Source organism: Vibrio fluminensis (genome assembly GCF_015278125.1).
GTDB classification, from domain to species: Bacteria; Pseudomonadota; Gammaproteobacteria; order Enterobacterales; family Vibrionaceae; genus Vibrio; species Vibrio fluminensis.
This window is the reverse complement of sequence record NZ_JADILO010000003.1, coordinates 80,737-96,777: the sequence shown is the minus strand read 5'-3', so window position 1 is coordinate 96,777 and position 16,041 is coordinate 80,737. Positions and strand designations below refer to the sequence as shown.

At 43.4% G+C, this 16,041-nt stretch carries 14 protein-coding genes; 10 read left to right on the top strand and 4 right to left on the bottom strand.

Translation table 11 applies throughout. The features are described from left to right. Positions 1–986 precede the first annotated feature (986 nt). Both tnaA and IRQ95_RS04210 read left to right on the top strand, forming a co-directional pair. Positions 987–2,450 (top strand): tryptophanase, encoded by a 1,464-nt coding sequence (gene tnaA / locus IRQ95_RS04215; RefSeq protein WP_194435748.1) that lies wholly within the window; start codon positions 987–989, stop codon positions 2,448–2,450. A gap of 115 nt (positions 2,451–2,565) precedes the next feature. Continuing rightward, positions 2,566–3,780 (top strand): aromatic amino acid transport family protein, encoded by a 1,215-nt coding sequence (locus IRQ95_RS04210; protein ID WP_194435747.1) that lies wholly within the window; start codon positions 2,566–2,568, stop codon positions 3,778–3,780. Positions 3,781–3,873: 93 nt separating this feature from the next. Here the strand turns inward: IRQ95_RS04210 and IRQ95_RS04205 are convergent, their stop codons facing one another. Together IRQ95_RS04205 and IRQ95_RS04200 are read right to left on the bottom strand one after the other, a co-directional pair. Further along, complete coding sequence (locus IRQ95_RS04205; protein ID WP_194435746.1) at positions 3,874–4,401, bottom strand: RNA methyltransferase; 528 nt, start codon at positions 4,399–4,401, stop codon at positions 3,874–3,876. Positions 4,402–4,576: 175 nt separating this feature from the next. Next, complete coding sequence (locus IRQ95_RS04200; protein ID WP_194435745.1) at positions 4,577–4,948, bottom strand: DUF2750 domain-containing protein; 372 nt, start codon at positions 4,946–4,948, stop codon at positions 4,577–4,579. 456 nt (positions 4,949–5,404) lie between these two features. Between IRQ95_RS04200 and IRQ95_RS04195 the strand changes: the two genes are divergently transcribed. Both IRQ95_RS04195 and IRQ95_RS04190 read left to right on the top strand, forming a co-directional pair. Further along, entirely contained in the window at positions 5,405–6,436 is a 1,032-nt protein-coding gene (locus IRQ95_RS04195; protein WP_194435744.1) for a methyl-accepting chemotaxis protein, read from the top strand. Then, the gene (locus IRQ95_RS04190; protein ID WP_194435743.1) at positions 6,423–6,749 is read left to right on the top strand and encodes a hypothetical protein; all 327 of its coding nucleotides are present in this window, start codon (positions 6,423–6,425) and stop codon (positions 6,747–6,749) included. The genes IRQ95_RS04195 and IRQ95_RS04190 overlap by 14 nt, the downstream gene beginning before the upstream one ends. Positions 6,750–6,823: 74 nt before the next feature. Here the strand turns inward: IRQ95_RS04190 and IRQ95_RS04185 are convergent, their stop codons facing one another. Beyond that, the gene (locus IRQ95_RS04185; protein WP_194435742.1) at positions 6,824–7,837 is read right to left on the bottom strand and encodes a LacI family DNA-binding transcriptional regulator; all 1,014 of its coding nucleotides are present in this window, start codon (positions 7,835–7,837) and stop codon (positions 6,824–6,826) included. A gap of 194 nt (positions 7,838–8,031) precedes the next feature. On the opposite strand from IRQ95_RS04185, the gene IRQ95_RS04180 reads away from it, so the two are divergent. From IRQ95_RS04180 to IRQ95_RS04150, 6 genes are all read left to right on the top strand, one after another. Beyond that, entirely contained in the window at positions 8,032–9,786 is a 1,755-nt protein-coding gene (locus IRQ95_RS04180) for a class I mannose-6-phosphate isomerase (RefSeq protein ID WP_194435741.1), read from the top strand. A gap of 32 nt (positions 9,787–9,818) precedes the next feature. Further along, positions 9,819–11,351: a maltose/glucose-specific PTS transporter subunit IIBC gene (gene malX, locus IRQ95_RS04175; protein WP_194435740.1), complete on the top strand. Its 1,533-nt coding sequence runs from the start codon at positions 9,819–9,821 to the stop codon at positions 11,349–11,351. Between the two features lie 51 nt (positions 11,352–11,402). Continuing rightward, entirely contained in the window at positions 11,403–12,569 is a 1,167-nt protein-coding gene (locus IRQ95_RS04170) for a MalY/PatB family protein (protein WP_194435739.1), read from the top strand. A 324-nt stretch (positions 12,570–12,893) separates the two neighbouring features. Continuing rightward, the gene (locus tag IRQ95_RS04160; RefSeq protein WP_348541578.1) at positions 12,894–13,520 is read left to right on the top strand and encodes a Crp/Fnr family transcriptional regulator; all 627 of its coding nucleotides are present in this window, start codon (positions 12,894–12,896) and stop codon (positions 13,518–13,520) included. A 75-nt stretch (positions 13,521–13,595) separates the two neighbouring features. Next, positions 13,596–14,327: an SDR family oxidoreductase gene (locus IRQ95_RS04155; RefSeq protein WP_194435738.1), complete on the top strand. Its 732-nt coding sequence runs from the start codon at positions 13,596–13,598 to the stop codon at positions 14,325–14,327. A 111-nt stretch (positions 14,328–14,438) separates the two neighbouring features. Beyond that, positions 14,439–15,101, top strand: coding sequence for a TVP38/TMEM64 family protein (locus IRQ95_RS04150; RefSeq protein ID WP_194435737.1), 663 nt, complete (start codon positions 14,439–14,441; stop codon positions 15,099–15,101). A 74-nt stretch (positions 15,102–15,175) separates the two neighbouring features. Here IRQ95_RS04150 and IRQ95_RS04145 read toward each other — a convergent pair whose 3' ends face one another. Next, positions 15,176–15,802: a LysE family translocator gene (locus IRQ95_RS04145; RefSeq protein ID WP_194435736.1), complete on the bottom strand. Its 627-nt coding sequence runs from the start codon at positions 15,800–15,802 to the stop codon at positions 15,176–15,178. Positions 15,803–16,041: the final 239 nt, after the last annotated feature.

Sequence of the window (16,041 nt, the reverse complement as noted above, 5' to 3'; positions counted from 1 at the left end):
TTGGGCTCAGCAATGATAAGGTGTCTGTCAGCGTAAGCTTATGGCTCTAACGGTGTTTTATATAAAACCGAGCGATTGAGCGTTGGTGCATATTGTGTTTTTTTTGTATCGATAAAATTTTTAAATAGCCTAAAAGCTGAATGATAGAGAGTTGCACTTCGTACGTGAATTCAAGGGCGAGTTTGTTTGGTTCGTACATCCCGTCAACGATTGTGGATTTAGAGCCATTAGATCTTCAAATCGTTGTCTTGTCTTCAAACCAAGCAATTCCAAGTATCTTGAGGTTACTTGAGTATATACATATGTGTAATTGAGCTAGTCATTGGAACGCAATATTTTTTCTTTGATTCAAAAATTAATATAGTAAATGACTTGTTCTTTTATATTGTTGATAACTAATCAAAAATATTATTTTGAATAAAAGAATAAATAATAGTGCGCAATATCACCAAAATGGCTTTAACTGTGATACTTACGACATCTTTAATTCATATTTAGGACGGTTTTTTATCCAGATCACATTTGCTGTTTATTTCAGTGTATTAATTACTCTGCTTGTATAATACTGAAACCGTCAACCCACTAATTGCTTTCAACGAAGGAACATAAGATGAAAATGTGCCTCAATATGCAATATGAAATATGGCTAACATCGTTAGCTTGGTACACACGCGACCACACGCTATCTATCTTACCTTCTTCTGATCACATCTAGGGCAGCCTTGCCTCGTCAGGCTTGTACTAGCTTGATGGTTCAACTACTCAAAATCTGAGCGCATTCAAAATACAATTTCCTCCAATTGATTGTATTCGGCTTTCTATTAGCTTTTGTTTTAGTTGTTTAAATTAAATCAGTTAAAATTTATCGCTAAATTAATATTTAATTAATTTGGTCTGAAACTCTACATCTTAATTTTAATAAAGATGCGAGTGATTATATTTAAAATAAAGTGCGTATGCACAATATAGAAATAAAAGGTATTATCATGGAAAACTTCAAACACCTACCAGAACCATTCCGTATTCGCGTTGTTGAGCCAGTAAAACGTACTACACGTGAGTACCGTGAAGAAGCGATCTTAAAAGCGGGTATGAACCCATTCTTGCTAGACAGTGAAGACGTGTTTATCGATTTGCTAACCGATAGTGGCACTGGTTCTATCACTCAACAAATGCAAGCAGCAATGTTACTTGGTGATGAAGCATACAGCGGCAGCCGCAGCTACTACGCGCTTTCTAATGCAGTGAAAGAGATCTTTGGTTACGAGCTAACCATCCCTACTCACCAAGGTCGTGGTGCGGAGCAGATCTACATCCCTGTGCTTATCAAGAAAGCGGAAAAAGAGCGCGGTCTAGATCGTTCTAAGATGGTTGCGCTATCTAACTACTTCTTCGACACCACTCAAGGTCATACTCAAGTTAACTGCTGTGTGGCGAAGAACGTATACACTGATGAAGCTTTTGATACTGCAGTAACAGCAGACTTTAAAGGTAACTTTGATTTAGAGAAGCTAGAAGCAGCAATTCTAGAAGCAGGTCCAAACAATGTACCTTACATTGTAAGTACTATCACATGTAACTCAGCAGGTGGTCAGCCGGTATCTATCGCTAACTTGAAAGCTGTGTACGAATTGGCGCAAAAACACGGCATTCCTGTGATTATGGACTCTGCACGTTTTGCAGAAAACGCATACTTCATCCAACAGCGTGAAGAAGGCTACAAAGATTGGACTATTGAGCAAATCACGTACGAAACATACAAGTATGCTGATGGCCTAGCAATGTCAGCTAAGAAAGATGCAATGGTACAGATGGGTGGTCTACTTTGTTTTAAAGATGAATCATTCATGGATGTGTACACTGAGTGTCGTACTCTTTGTGTGGTTCAAGAAGGCTTCCCAACGTACGGTGGCCTAGAAGGCGGCGCAATGGAGCGTCTAGCTGTTGGTCTACGTGATGGTATGCGTCAAGAATGGCTAGCTTACCGTATTAACCAAATCGAATACTTGGTAAATGGCCTAGAAGCGATCGGTGTAGTTTGTCAGCAAGCTGGTGGTCACGCAGCATTCGTTGATGCAGGTAAACTGCTTCCACATATCCCTGCGCACCAATTCCCAGCACACGCTTTGGCTTGTGAGCTATACAAAGTGGCAGGTATCCGTGCAGTAGAAATTGGCTCAATGCTACTAGGTCGCGACCCAGCAACTGGTAAGCAGCATCCGTGTCCAGCTGAACTGCTACGTCTAACAATTCCTCGTGCGACTTACACGCAAACGCACATGGATTTCGTTATCGAAGCATTCCAAAAAGTAAAAGAAAACGCGAAGAACGTGAAAGGTTTGGATTTCACATACGAACCAGCAGTACTTCGTCACTTTACTGCTCGCTTGAAAGAAGTTGAGGCAGAAGTAACAGCAGCTCCGGAAAACAAAGAGTTAGCTGAAGCGTAATGTCATTGGCGTGCCCAAATTGGGCACGCCATATCTTAAGCCCCATTATAAAAAATCACTTAGCTTAAGAGACAGTCTTATCCAATAACGTGAAATATAACAAAGAGAAATACATATGAAAGGATCTCCCTCACTATTAGGTGGCTCGTGTATTATCGCCAGTGTGTGTGTAGGCGCGGGTATGTTAGGGCTCCCAAGTGCAGGTGCTGGCGCATGGACTACTTGGTCTGTCATTGCAATTACATTAACAATGGCGATAATGACCATTTCTGGCTGGATGCTACTAGAAGCGTTTAAGCACTATGATTTAAAAGTTTCATTTAACACGGTAACCAAGGATATGCTTGGCTCAGGTGTTAACAACTTCAACAACTTAACTGTATATTTCGTTGGCGGCATCTTGTTGTACGCTTACATCACCTCTTCAGGTCTGATTCTGGAAGGGATGCTAGGTGTTAACAGCAAAATTGCGTCAATCTTGTTTGTATTAGTTTTCTCGACCTTTGTTTGGCACTCAACTCGAGCTGTGGATCGCATCTCCGTTGTTCTTATCGCTTTCATGATTTTTAGCTTCGTGTTTGGTGTGTCTGGCATGGCGCTAAACATCGACCTTGCCGTGTTATTTGATACCGCCAATAAACAAAGCAGTTATGCACCTTTTGCAATGGCGATGCTACCGGTAGCGCTAACCTCTTTTGGTTACCACCACTCGGTATCTTCAATGCGTGCATACTATGGTGAAGAGCGTCGTGCTAAATACGCGATTCTAGGCGGCACCGTTATCGCTTTGACACTATATCTACTTTGGATGGTTTCAATCTACGGTAACTTACCGCGTAACCAGTTTGGCCCTGTGATTGAGCAAGGCGGTAACGTAGATGTACTTCTATCTGCCTTAGGTTCAGTGATTGCTTCTGAGAATGTGGCTAACGCTATCAACAGTTTCTCAATGGCGGCGTTATTGTCATCATTTATCGGCGTAGGTTTAGGTGTTTTTGACTTTATTGCTGACTTATTTAGATTTGACGACACTAAGCAAGGTCGCACTAAGTCGTGGGCTGTGACATTCTTCCCACCACTAATCATGTCGCTACTGTTCCCATTCGGCTTTGTTATCGCGATTGGCTACGCAGGCGCAGCGGCGACCGTTTGGGCATGTATTGTCCCTGCGATGCTGGCGTACAAATCTCGTGCTCGCAAAGATGGTCATGAGGGCTTTATGGCGCCGGGCGGTAATGTAATGCTTGTTATCGTTATTGCCTTCGGTGTGCTAACTGCGATTTTCCACATCCTATCTATGCTCGGTATGTTGCCAGCCTTCCTGGGCTAAACCTTAGTAGGTGAAAAATAGACCCTAATGGGTTCTTGTGTGGAGTCGGGTACTTATCTCACGGTAAGTACCCTTTTTCATTTTAGAATCTACTTAAGCCGCAGAATCACTAGGCTGTTTAACACGTAACTTGTTGCGGTTATCACGGCTTGAGAGAATGAGTTCATCACCCATCACCATAGATTCTGATTTTGCTAAGCGGTCGTAAAGTAGAACATTCACAGAAGCGGCGAGGTTCATGCAGCCAACCGTTGGGACATATACGACGTGATCGGCGCGATCAGCAATCTCTTGAGGAATAGATCCATCTTCTGGGCCAAAAATATACACCGCTTTTTCTGGGTGTTGAAACTGAGGCAGTGGTGTCGCACCTAGCGCCAGTTCAACGCAGACAATTTGAGTATCTTGTGGAATTGCGTCCAGAATACAGTTTACGCCTTGTAGTGGCGTGTGTTCACGGACACTTTTTGTATCGGTCGCGAACTTTGCAGCACGATCATAGCGAGTACCTGTATAGAGTACTTCGTTAGCTTGATAACAACCTACCGCTCTCATTACCGCACCCACATTTTCGGGGCTTTTAGGGTTAATTAGCCCGATTATCGCTAGGTTGTCTTTCATTGGTTTTTCTCAAACAAGTGTGCAGTTTAGATCTGCGAAAGGGCGGCATTTTAGCAAAGCCAATCAGATTGCAAAAGCAAAAGCCTTCGCCTAACGTTTGTTACGCAAAGTCACTGGCTTTAATATAAAAAAAGCGATGCTTTGAGCATCGCTTGATAGAAGAGAATTGCAGCGCTTAACTACGTTCGCGCTTAACGATTTCAAATTCAAATTCATCTGGGTAAAGCACTACGCCTTCACCTTCTGCGTCAGGGAAAACGACGATAGAAAGGTCGTCTTGCTCTAGACCCATAGTCCAGCGGCTTTTCCATTTCGCGATTGAGATTGGCTCAGCAGTAAAGCCTTCCCATTCTTCAGTTGCCCACTGCAGAGCGTGCTCTTCAGTTGGCCATACTGGCACACATTCTTCATCATCGGTGTTGAGTAATACGCTGCCATGTTCATCGATTAACAACCAGATTTTCTTTGTTTCTGCAGATGTTTTGAAGAAGATATTAAAGCGTTCCATCGGATCGCGCGGAATGGTTACAGAAGCTGAATCACTCATAAATAGCCTTTTAGTCAAGATTGCCTTAGCAGTATATCTTGCTTTACTCAAAAGGGGCAGCGAAAGGCGAACCAATTGTGGATAACAACTGCAACTTATCGTTTCGACAATTATTACTTTCTGACTACTTGCGTTCTTTACGTATCGTAGTGAGGAAAGTGAAGAAATTGAGGCATTTCTAGCAAGAAAAAAGCCCCTTAACTGACGAATGGCGCTAAAAAGCAACGCCGTATCGTGATTGGGCGAAAAAATAAAGTGGAAATGCTTCGAGTAATTAAATGAGTGTGGGTTTGTTGTTGTTTTTCTGACCAGTTAAGTGTGTAGGATATTTCCTGCATAGACGGTGTTTTGAGAGGAACAGGGCTGTTTGTTTTTTGTACGGATACAAAGCTAAAGTGTCGTGAGCTAGTTTGAGATTGTCATAATACAAACTCGCGTTTTTGAGGCGACGAAAACGTGAATTTCAAAGTAATAGCAGTTCTCTTGATGATGGTTTCAGCAGCACCCATCTCAACTTATTACGCTGTATCAATTCTGGACGACAATTTAGTGCAACGCTTAGCCATAGTGATGTCATTCATTGCAATGTTGCTTTTCGCCTTATTGGTGCGAGCTAAACTTAAGCAAAAAGAACTCAATGATGATGTCGCTAACTTTCTGATGGAGCTTCATAGTTCTTATATCGCCTCATATGAAAGTTTAAAACGTAATGTGGCGAAGACAGAAGAGTGCTTCCTTGATTTAGAGCAGATCTCGGCCTCTACCGTTGAGCTCTCTTCAACATCGCAAAGTGTGAGTCATGAAGCGGCAGTTGCACATGAAGCAACGGAAGCAGTACTGAATAACCTACAAAGTGGCCGACGCTTAATGGAGTATGACAGTCAAATTGCTCAGCAGGTGTTTACATCGATCAGCGATTCTGCCCCTATTTTCAATCAGCTATTTGAGTGCTCTAACAACATTAATGGTGTGGTAGATACGATTAACCAGATCTCGAGCCAAACGGCATTGCTCGCATTAAATGCTTCAATAGAAGCAGCGCGAGCAGGGGAGCATGGTAAGGGGTTTTCGGTGGTAGCAAGCGAGGTGCGTAAGCTTTCGTTGCAAACACAGCAGAACACCTTGGCGATTAAAGAAGCTGTTGAAAGGCTAAATACTTTCAGTGGTAAAGCGCAAGATCATATCAATAAAAACCAAGCGATAATTAAGAAATCATTTGCTTTGTCCAAGCAGCTAAATGAGGCATTCGAAGTGATCAATAATAGCACTGAGAAGCTGGCTTCTATTAATGCAGTGGTTCATGAAACCTCGACCAGTCAAACTGTCGTTGCGACTGATCTTTCGCAGCGAATTGAAGATTTACATGGCAAACTCAATATGAATTTAGCTTCCGCTAAGACAATTCAAGATAAGAATGAGTACATTAAGTCTTTGGTCAAAGAAATGAAGCAATTTGCAATTGAGAACCGAGAAAATGCTTCGCTTTAGTGGTCGTAAAGGTGGGCAAACTGCCTGTCTTATCATTGGTGTTGCGCTCGCTATGCTTTGGACTCAACCGGCGCTAGCAAGTAACAATAACTGCGAAAACTTTACGGTTTTATTTGCTCAACGGGACTTTGCTAAAATTGAAGGGATGTTTAAGCGAGCGGCTCAAGAACTCGGATATCCTGACTCTTCAGTGTACTTAAATCAGTTTTATGCTAAATCGCCAAGAGAGCAGGTCATGGAATTGAGACGTGTCTATCGTGGCTGTTATTCACTGAAAAACAAAGATGAGTTATTGGTGAATTTGTTGAGGTAGTTAGATTAAGCGGAGCATATGCGTTTGCTCCGTTTCTTATAGCAATTAACACAAAAGCAGCCGTCTCAAACTGACTAATTTTTCCCACTGCCGCAAGACTGCCTGATCATCAATTTGGGAGGGTAAATTAAGCTTTTGATTTCATTGCTTTGCCCAGCCATCTTCGAAAGTATTAATTCTCCAGCTGCCACACCGATTTGCTGCGCCGACACTGAGACTGTGGTGAGGCTGGGGGATGTGTCAGCTGCATCTGGAACATCGTCAAAGCCTACTACCGCGATATTTTTCCCGACATCACGTCCCATCGCCTTCGCTGCGCGCATGACACCAAAAGCAACAATGTCTTGATACGCAATTACCGCACTAATCTCAGGGTGTTTTTGCAATAGCCGAGTCGTTGCGTTGGCGCCTTCTGCTCGGTTGGCACCACAACTGACAATATAGTTTTCGTTTGGAGAGATGCCGTATTCGATTAGTTTCGACATATACCCACCGAGTCTTTGCGAACGAGTTTGCGAATTTAGTGCGCCGCCAATAAAGGCGATGTTGCGATGCCCCAATCGCAACAGATGTTCAGTTGCCATTTGCACGCCCATGAAGCTATTCGTTCCGACATAATCGAATGATTCATCCATCATCGGCCTCACTGCCAATACGATAGGAATGCCTCGTTTTTTCACGGTACGCAGAAAACCCATATCGGTCTCCTTGGCGGCGCAAAGCACCAAACCTCCAGCATTTTGACTGATGAGTGAATCGATAAGCTTATTTTGTTTGGCGACGTTGTCTTCTGTGTTAGCTAAGAACAACAATGAATCATGGGCTTCAAGTAAGTGGCTGAGGCCTGCAATAAGTTCAGCATAGAAGGGGTTAGTGATATCAGGGATCAGTAAGCCAACCAAATTACTTCGTTTATGGCGCAAATTTGCTGCGGATTGGTTATAGATATAACCAAGTTCATCGATCGCATTTAAGACTTTTTCTCTTGTTTTTTCGGAGATACGCCCTTTGTTTGTTAGGACCATAGAAACGGTAGCGGTCGATACTTGGCAGTATTTTGCAACGTCGGAGATAGTGGCTTTTGACATAGGCGAACTCTAGGTTAATCGTTTAACCTATTTTTACTCGAATTTTCCCCGTTCCTGCTGTGATCATAGTAACAATTCAAGCTTTGTTGTCTGAAGTTAACTGCTTTTCGATAGGTTAACCACGTTAACCAATTTGAGGTTACTTATTAACCTTGATTACTATCGGGCTAGAAGCAGTAACCGGAAGATTTCAGATGTATTTAGACCGCACTCCCAACTATGACAAGTTTCCTCATGTAGAGGTTCTGGGATATGACGATCAAGCGTGGCAAGGTTGGACCGACGTCATCACCCAACTTCGATCTCGAGTGAAATCGAGTCGTCATGTGTTGATCATTGATACCTATCATGGCGTGGATCACCAAGAACTATTGGAACAGTTAATTGCTAAACTGGACTGTGAGCACGTGTTCTTTACTGACGATGCTAAGTTGAGTGAAGAAGAGATTGTTACCAAGCTTGATCGCCATATTACCGAAGATCGTGTTTTTGGTGTGATGGCTCCCCACAAGTTGGTAGAATTTTTCCATCCACACAAACTTGAACTAATAAGCCAGCAAATAGCAGCAATATCGACAGGCCTAGTGGTGGTTTATGGTCATGGTGCGTCGTTATTTGCGAAGGCCGATACTCATGTCTACGCTGATTTGGCTCGTTGGGAGATCCAACAGCGCTTTAGAAGTGGCAAGCTAGGTAACTGGGGCGCAGACAATACGTCTGAAGATATTTTGCGTCGCTACAAGCGAGCGTTCTTCATTGAATGGCGCGTCTTCGATCGCCATAAGGCTCAATTCTTACCGAAGACAGATTTTTTCCTCGATACCAACAATCCACAGAAGATAACACTGATTACCGGACAGGCTTTGAACGCCGGTCTTCAGCAAGTGACTGAGCAGCCATTTCGTGTTGTTCCCTTTTTTGACCCTGGCGTATGGGGTGGACAATGGATGAAAGAGGTCTGTGAGCTTGATGAAGATAAGCCGAACTATGCATGGTGTTTTGACTGCGTACCGGAAGAAAACAGCCTTGTTCTAAAGTTTGCCGATTTATTGGTTGAACTCCCTTCTCAAAACCTTGTACTTCTGCAACCGCAAGCCCTATTGGGTGAGGAAGTGCACGCAAGGTTTGGTGCTGAGTTTCCAATTCGTTTTGATTTTCTCGATACCATGCAAGGCCAGAACTTGAGTCTGCAAGTACACCCTCTAACCGAGTATATCCAGCAAGAATTTGGAATGCATTATACCCAAGATGAAAGCTACTACATGCTGGAGGCGGATGAAGATTCGTGTGTCTATCTAGGGACGAAAACGGGCGTGGATCCTGATGAAATGATGGACGCGCTGTATGAAGCACAGCGTGGTGGCCCAGCGTTTGACGATCAAAAATTCATCAATCAATTCCCAGCTAAAAAGCATGATCATTTCTTGATCCCTGCCGGTACGATTCACTGTTCAGGTAGCAATACCATGGTGCTTGAAATTAGCGCCACCCCTTACATCTTTACGTTTAAGTTATGGGACTGGGGGCGACTAGGTTTGGATGGATTACCAAGGCCTGTGCATTTAGATCATGGTAAAGAGGTTATTCAGTGGGACCGTGACACTCAGTGGGTAGAGCAAAATCTCGTCAATGCTATTACGCCGATCAATGAAGGTGATGGCTGGAAAGAAGAGCGTACCGGTTTACATCAACGTGAGTTTATTGAAACTCGCCGTCATTGGTTTACCAAGTCTGTTTGTCACAACACGGATGGCAAAGTCAATGTATTGAACTTAATTGAAGGACGTGAGGCGATTGTCACAAGTCCAGCCAATAAATTTAAACCTTTCGTTGTGCATTATGCCGAAACCTTTATTGTTCCAGCGAATGTGGGTGAGTACCACATTGCGCCTTATGGTGAGAGTGAAGGGTATGAAATTGCGACAATAAAAGCGTTTGTTAGAAGCTAGTTTTTCTATTTTAAAGAACAAGGAACCAGTATATGAATCATTCAATATGGGGATTTTTTCAATCTCTCGGTAAGACGTTCATGCTGCCAATTGCTTTGCTCGCATTCTCCGGTATTTTACTGGGTGTGGGAGCTGGCTTTGGTGGCTCTGCTGTTCAAGAAGCTTTGCCATTTTTAAGCGCGCCATGGCTACAAGCTATTTTCACCTTTATGGTCAAAATTGGTTTGGCGACGTTTATCTTTCTACCTATATTATTTGCAATGGCCATTCCACTAGGGTTGGTTAAAGAAGACAAAGGCGTTGCGGCACTATCTGGTTTCGTCGGTTACTCGGTCATGAACTTAGCGGTTAATACTTATTTAACTGTATCTGGAGGGATTGAAGGTGCGACTATCAAAACTATTCTCGGTATAGAGACGATAGATACGGGCGTATTAGGCGGCGTTATTACCGGTATTATCGTTTACAAGCTGCATGAGCGTTTCCGTGAGATCCAATTCCATGATGCTTTTGCATTTTGGAGCGGCGCGCGATTTGTACCCATTATTACCACCATCGTAATGTCTGTCGTTGGTCTGGCGGTACCATTTATTTGGCCACCAGTGCAGGCAGGTATCAACTCGATCGGACAATTGATTGCCGTATCAGGTCCATTTGGTCCATTCCTTTACGGAACGAGCGAAATGTTATTGCTTCCATTTGGATTGCATCACATCGTTTCTTCAATGGTGCGTTTTACCGAAATCGGTGGCTCGCAAGTTATTAATGGTGAAAGTGTTCACGGCGCACTAAACATATTTTACGCTCAGTTAGGTGCAGACTTACCAATCTCCTCGTCTGCGACTGCATTCTTGTCGGGCGGCAAGATGCCAGCAATGTTGTTTGGTTTACCGGGTGCGGCGTTCGCAATCTACAAATCGGCTCGATTAGAAAACCGACCAGCGATTAAGGGATTGATTATTTCAGGTATCATCGCGTGTGCGGTAGGTGGTATTACCGAACCGATTCTATTTATGTTCCTGTTTATCGCGCCTGCTTTGTACGTCGCACATGCCTGTTTTTACGGTCTAGGCTTCTTGGTCATGAACTTAGTTAACCATACTATCGGTAATACAGATGGCAACGTGATTGATCTGTTTACTTTTGGCATGCTGCAAGGAACACATACTGGATGGCTACATTTGTTGTGGATTGGTCCGTTGTTCTTCTCTCTTTACTACTTCACATTCCGTTGGGCAATTGAAAAGTGGGATATCATGACCCCAGGACGTGCGGCGGATGAAGATTGCAGCCAAATGGAAAAGGTCTCAACCACTAAACAGGCGGGTGAGTTGAAAGCAACACAGTTTATTGATGCGATGGGTGGTAAAGAGAATATTGCTTCACTCGACAACTGTATTACGCGTTTACGTATGACGGTACATGACATGGAGAAGGTCTCTGATCAGCAACTGAAAAAGTTAGGGGCGCTTGGTGTGATTAAACTTGATAGCCAGGCGATACAGGTGGTTATTGGACCTCAGGTGCATATGCTGAAAAATGCGATGGGTAAGTTGTTAGTCTAGTTTGTACTCAAGAGCCATAGTGATATGGCTCTTTTCTTTTAGAGTTTTGCTATGTTTGATAAAGAAATTGATCGACGAGGTACTTATTGTACTCAATGGGATTACGTGCAAGATAGATTTGGTGAAGCGGATCTATTGCCATTTACGATCTCTGATATGGATTTTGCTGCGCCTGAGTGTGTACTCAACGCGATTAATGAGCGAACAAAACACCCAGTTTGGGGCTACAGTCGTTGGAACCATGATGACTATAAAGATGCGGTAACGTACTGGTTTAAAAAACGTTTTGATGCTCAATTTGACCGTGAAACTTTGGTGTATGGTCCGTCAGTGATCTATATTATTTCACAACTGATCCGCCAATGGAGTGCGGAGCACCAAGGTGTGGTGATTCACACTCCAGCTTATGATGCATTTGGTCATATGCTCACGGGCTTGAATCGTCAGGCTGTGAAATGTGAACTGTTTAAGTCAGGGACAAAATATGAAAAGGATTGGCAACAATTTGAAGTATTGTTGGCTAAGCCTGAAAACACAATATTGCTACTGTGTAGCCCTCATAATCCGACTGGAAAAGTTTGGACTCGTGAAGAGCTACAACGCATTGCTTTGCTCTGTGAACGCCATCAAGTCGCAGTAATTAGTGATGAAATACATATGGATATCAGCTTTCAACCCCATACGCCATGGCAAGGATTTTCAACTAATGAACGGTGGGCATTAGTAAGTTCAGCATCGAAATCGTTCAATATTCCCGCCTTGAATGGTGCCTATGCTTTTATTGCTGATACGGAGTCTAGGGAGCGTTATCTTGTTAATTTAAAGCAAGTTGATGGATTGTCTTCCCCGCCTATTTTGGGCGTACTTGGTTTGATGGCGGCATATAATGATGGTGAGCAATGGCTAGACGAACTGAAAGATTATTTGTTGGATAACCACCAATATGTAAAGCGGACTCTTGAGCATAACTTCCCGCAACTGAGCTACGATATTCCAGAAGCGACCTATTTAGCGTGGATCAATTTAGCGCCGCTGAATATCGATATGGAGGAGCTAAACATACGCTTAGTGAAGCAGTACAAAGTGGCTATTATGCAAGGCTCTCACTATGGCGAGCAAGGGCAGAGCTATATTCGCATGAATTTAGGTTGCAGCCGCCGCAAAGTAGAGCGTGGCATTGAAGCCTTAATACAAGCAATTAACGATCTTATTCGTTAGGTTTGGTTAAACGAAAAGGCGAGTATAAGTTACTCGCCTTTTCGACATTCTAGAGGATTTACTTATCACTCAGCGCAATTTTGCCCGCTAAACCAATCAGTAATACCCCAGACACACTTTCAAGCGCGCGCGAGTAGCGCATCGAGTTATTGGTGAATTTGTTGAGACAGTTCAACTGCTGAGTGAACAATGAAGCTATTGCGAAAGCGGATAAAAGTAGAATTGTGATCAGGGTTACATCATCGACACGAGTTTATATGCGGTGAGATCGACAAACGCTATACAGACGTATGTTTGTGGATATATTTTGATTGGGGAAGTCCGGTGCAGCAACAAAAGCACTTTGATAGATTTGAACAACATATGCGTCAACGCTTCGTTATTAGTGATGAAGAGTGGCAGGCTTTTGTTGAACAAGGTTCGCCGAAATCTTTTTTGAAAGGGGATTCCCTTTTTATCGCAGGCGAAGTTGTCGACAAGGTACGTTTTGTCTTTCAAGGCACTTTATGTAATTTCTACCTTACATCTGAAGGAAATCGTCGCAATAAATCTTTTCTCCAACAGGGGGACATTTCTGCATGCCTTTCTTCTTTTGCACGAGATTTACCTGCGCGTTTTTATTGCGAAGCTCTCTCTGATGGTGAGTGCTTCGAAATATCGGCAAAAGCGTTAAAAACACTGAGTGGAAGCTGTGTTGGGTGGCAGAATGCTTTCTCTTCCATGGTTACGGATTTGGCATTGAAAAAAGAGGCACGTGAAGCCGATTTACTTCTACTATCTCCAACAGAATTGTATCTACAATTTATTTTCGATTCACCCAAATTGGCGCAATCATTAACCAATTATCATATTGCTTCCTACTTGGGGATTACCGAAGTCTCTCTTTCTCGCATTCGCGCCAAACTCGGCGTACAAAACGCCTATCAGCGGCAACCGCACAAAGATGTTTGACTTTAACGTTTGTTAAAGTTTTGTCGATCTAAGCTCGCTATTCTTCCTTTCTATACAGAGGAATAGGGAGTCAACATGGAACTTTCGAACAAATACATCGTGCTTACAGGGGGGACGTCAGGGGTAGGGCGACAACTCGTCGCACAACTGGCTCGTGACAATCAGTTGATCGTTTTAGGTAGAGATCAAAAGAAGCTGCATGCTCTCAAAGATCAATATCCAACGATCATGACTTATCAAGTTGATTTGGAAAGTGTCAGACATGTCCACCAACTAGGCCAAGAACTTGCACAAGATCTGCCGAAAGTTGATGTATTAATCAACAATGCCGCAGTGCAGTTTATGCCACAAATTCATGAAGATACCTTTGTTTTCGCCACAGTAGAGCGGGAAATAAACACCAACTTCACCTCTGTTTGTGCCTTGATTCATGGGTTACTCCCCGCTCTAAGTAAGTCTAAACCGGCTCGAATCGTTAACGTGAATTCGGCGCTGGGTCTTGTACCTAAAACCTCCTCGGCTGTGTATTGCGCCAGCAAAGGCGCACTCAATATCTTTTCACAAAGTTTGCGCTATCAATTTGAGAACTCGGCAATTCGAGTTCAGCAAGCATTTTTGCCCTTGGTGGACACTGATATGACGAAAGGCAGAGGGAAGAATAAGATGTCCCCTGAATCGGCTGCGTCCGCCATCATTAATGGTATTGAGAAAAGTGAGAAAGATTTTGATATCGGTGCGATTCGTTTTTTACGCGTATTGCTCGCTTTTGCACCGAATGTGGCGCGCCGGATCCTCAAGAGAACATAGCAAGCGCTAAAAGTTAAGCGCTGCAGCACCAAGTTTTTCTAGTGCGAGTGTCAGTGCACAGGCACCTCTTTTCCTCACTAAATCAAGATTCGTTATCCTTAAGGAGTAAATATGGCACCTTTACTTAAACTGATGGGCATTATGGCGTTATGCTTTGCTTCCACCTTCATTTTAGCCAATGCGATGGGTTGGCTGACATTAGATCAGATCGAAGTTTGGTTAACAGAAGCCAATACGTTGAGTATTGGTACAGTCGCTTTGGTGGTTGTCTTCCTGTTGTTTCTCGACTTGTTTATTGCCGTTCCCACGCTTTCTATCATGATGTTAGGTGGTTATTTTGCTGGTGTTTATATCGGAGGCTTGGCGGCTTTCACTGGGACTTTACTCGCGGGCGCTGGTGGCTATATTTTGAGTGACCTGTTTGGTGAGAAGATCGTCAACATAGTAGTAAAAGATGTGCAGCAACGTAAGGAACTACGAGAAAAATTCAATCGTCACGGTGTTTTGATGATTCTTCTTTCTAGAGCAATGCCAATTCTTCCTGAAGTCACTGCGTGTATGTCTGGGATAAGCCGAATGTCATTTATTAAGTTCATGCTCGCGTGGTGTACGGTCAATTTACCCTACAGCTTTATTGCCGCTTATGCAGGTTCAATTAGTTCACTGGAAAATCCGACGCCAGCAATCATTACCGCAATTTCTTTGACTGTATTTTTTTGGTTAGGTTGGGGATTGCTTGATCGTTATGCTTTGAAGCGCAGTTCGATACCGTAAACCATGGCGCATTCCCTAGTGCCTTGGGGGTATTCGAGTGTCAGTGCATCGCTGGGGATCGTTAGCATTTATGATCACTTATCACTCAGCGCAATTTTGCCCGCTAAACCAATCAGTAATACCCCAGAAACACTTTCAAGCGCGCGCGAGTAGCGCATCGAGTTGGGGTGGCTGAATAGCCAACTGCCTAATGTCGCGTAGAGCAAATTGCAACCCGTTGCCAGAGCGCTAAAAATTAGCCCGAGCATCAGCAGTTGTGTCGATGTTGCCCCTGCTGATATATCGATAAACTGCGGTAAAAAAGAGAGAAAGAATAAGGCGACTTTCGGGTTGAGTACACTAACTACAACACCTTGCATAAACACGTTTCGGTTGGATTCTGTTGATTGGTTCATCTGTAAACTGCTGTCACCACGCCAAGCGGACAGCAGAGCTTGCACACCTAAGTAAACGAGATAAGCGGCGCCGAGCCACTTCACCGCAGTAAAAGCCAATGCCGAGCTAACAATAATCGCCGAAAGCCCGAGGCATGCGGCGAGCGTGTGGACAAAATAGCCAGCACCCAAACCAAGTGCGGCTTTGATGCCTGTGGTCATTTTGCCTTTCATCGTATTCGAGACAATGTAGACGACATCAGGACCTGGAATAAGGTTGATCGTCAAACAGGCCACGGCAAATAAAAGTAGTGTGTTGATATCCATATATAACCTTCCTTGCACTGCTATCATAGGGTTTGATTAAAAAACAATCAACCTATCCAGTTCTCTACTATTTCTCATTGATGAAGAGAGTATTACTTAACGTTATTGATGATTTAACCAATTAATAGATGCCTGTACTTTGTTGGTAGTTATATTAATAGTTGGGGAGGGAATTAATCATGCTGGAAGACTAGGTATTTAAGTTTGGTGAACTACTATTGGATTGATGGGCGCTGAGT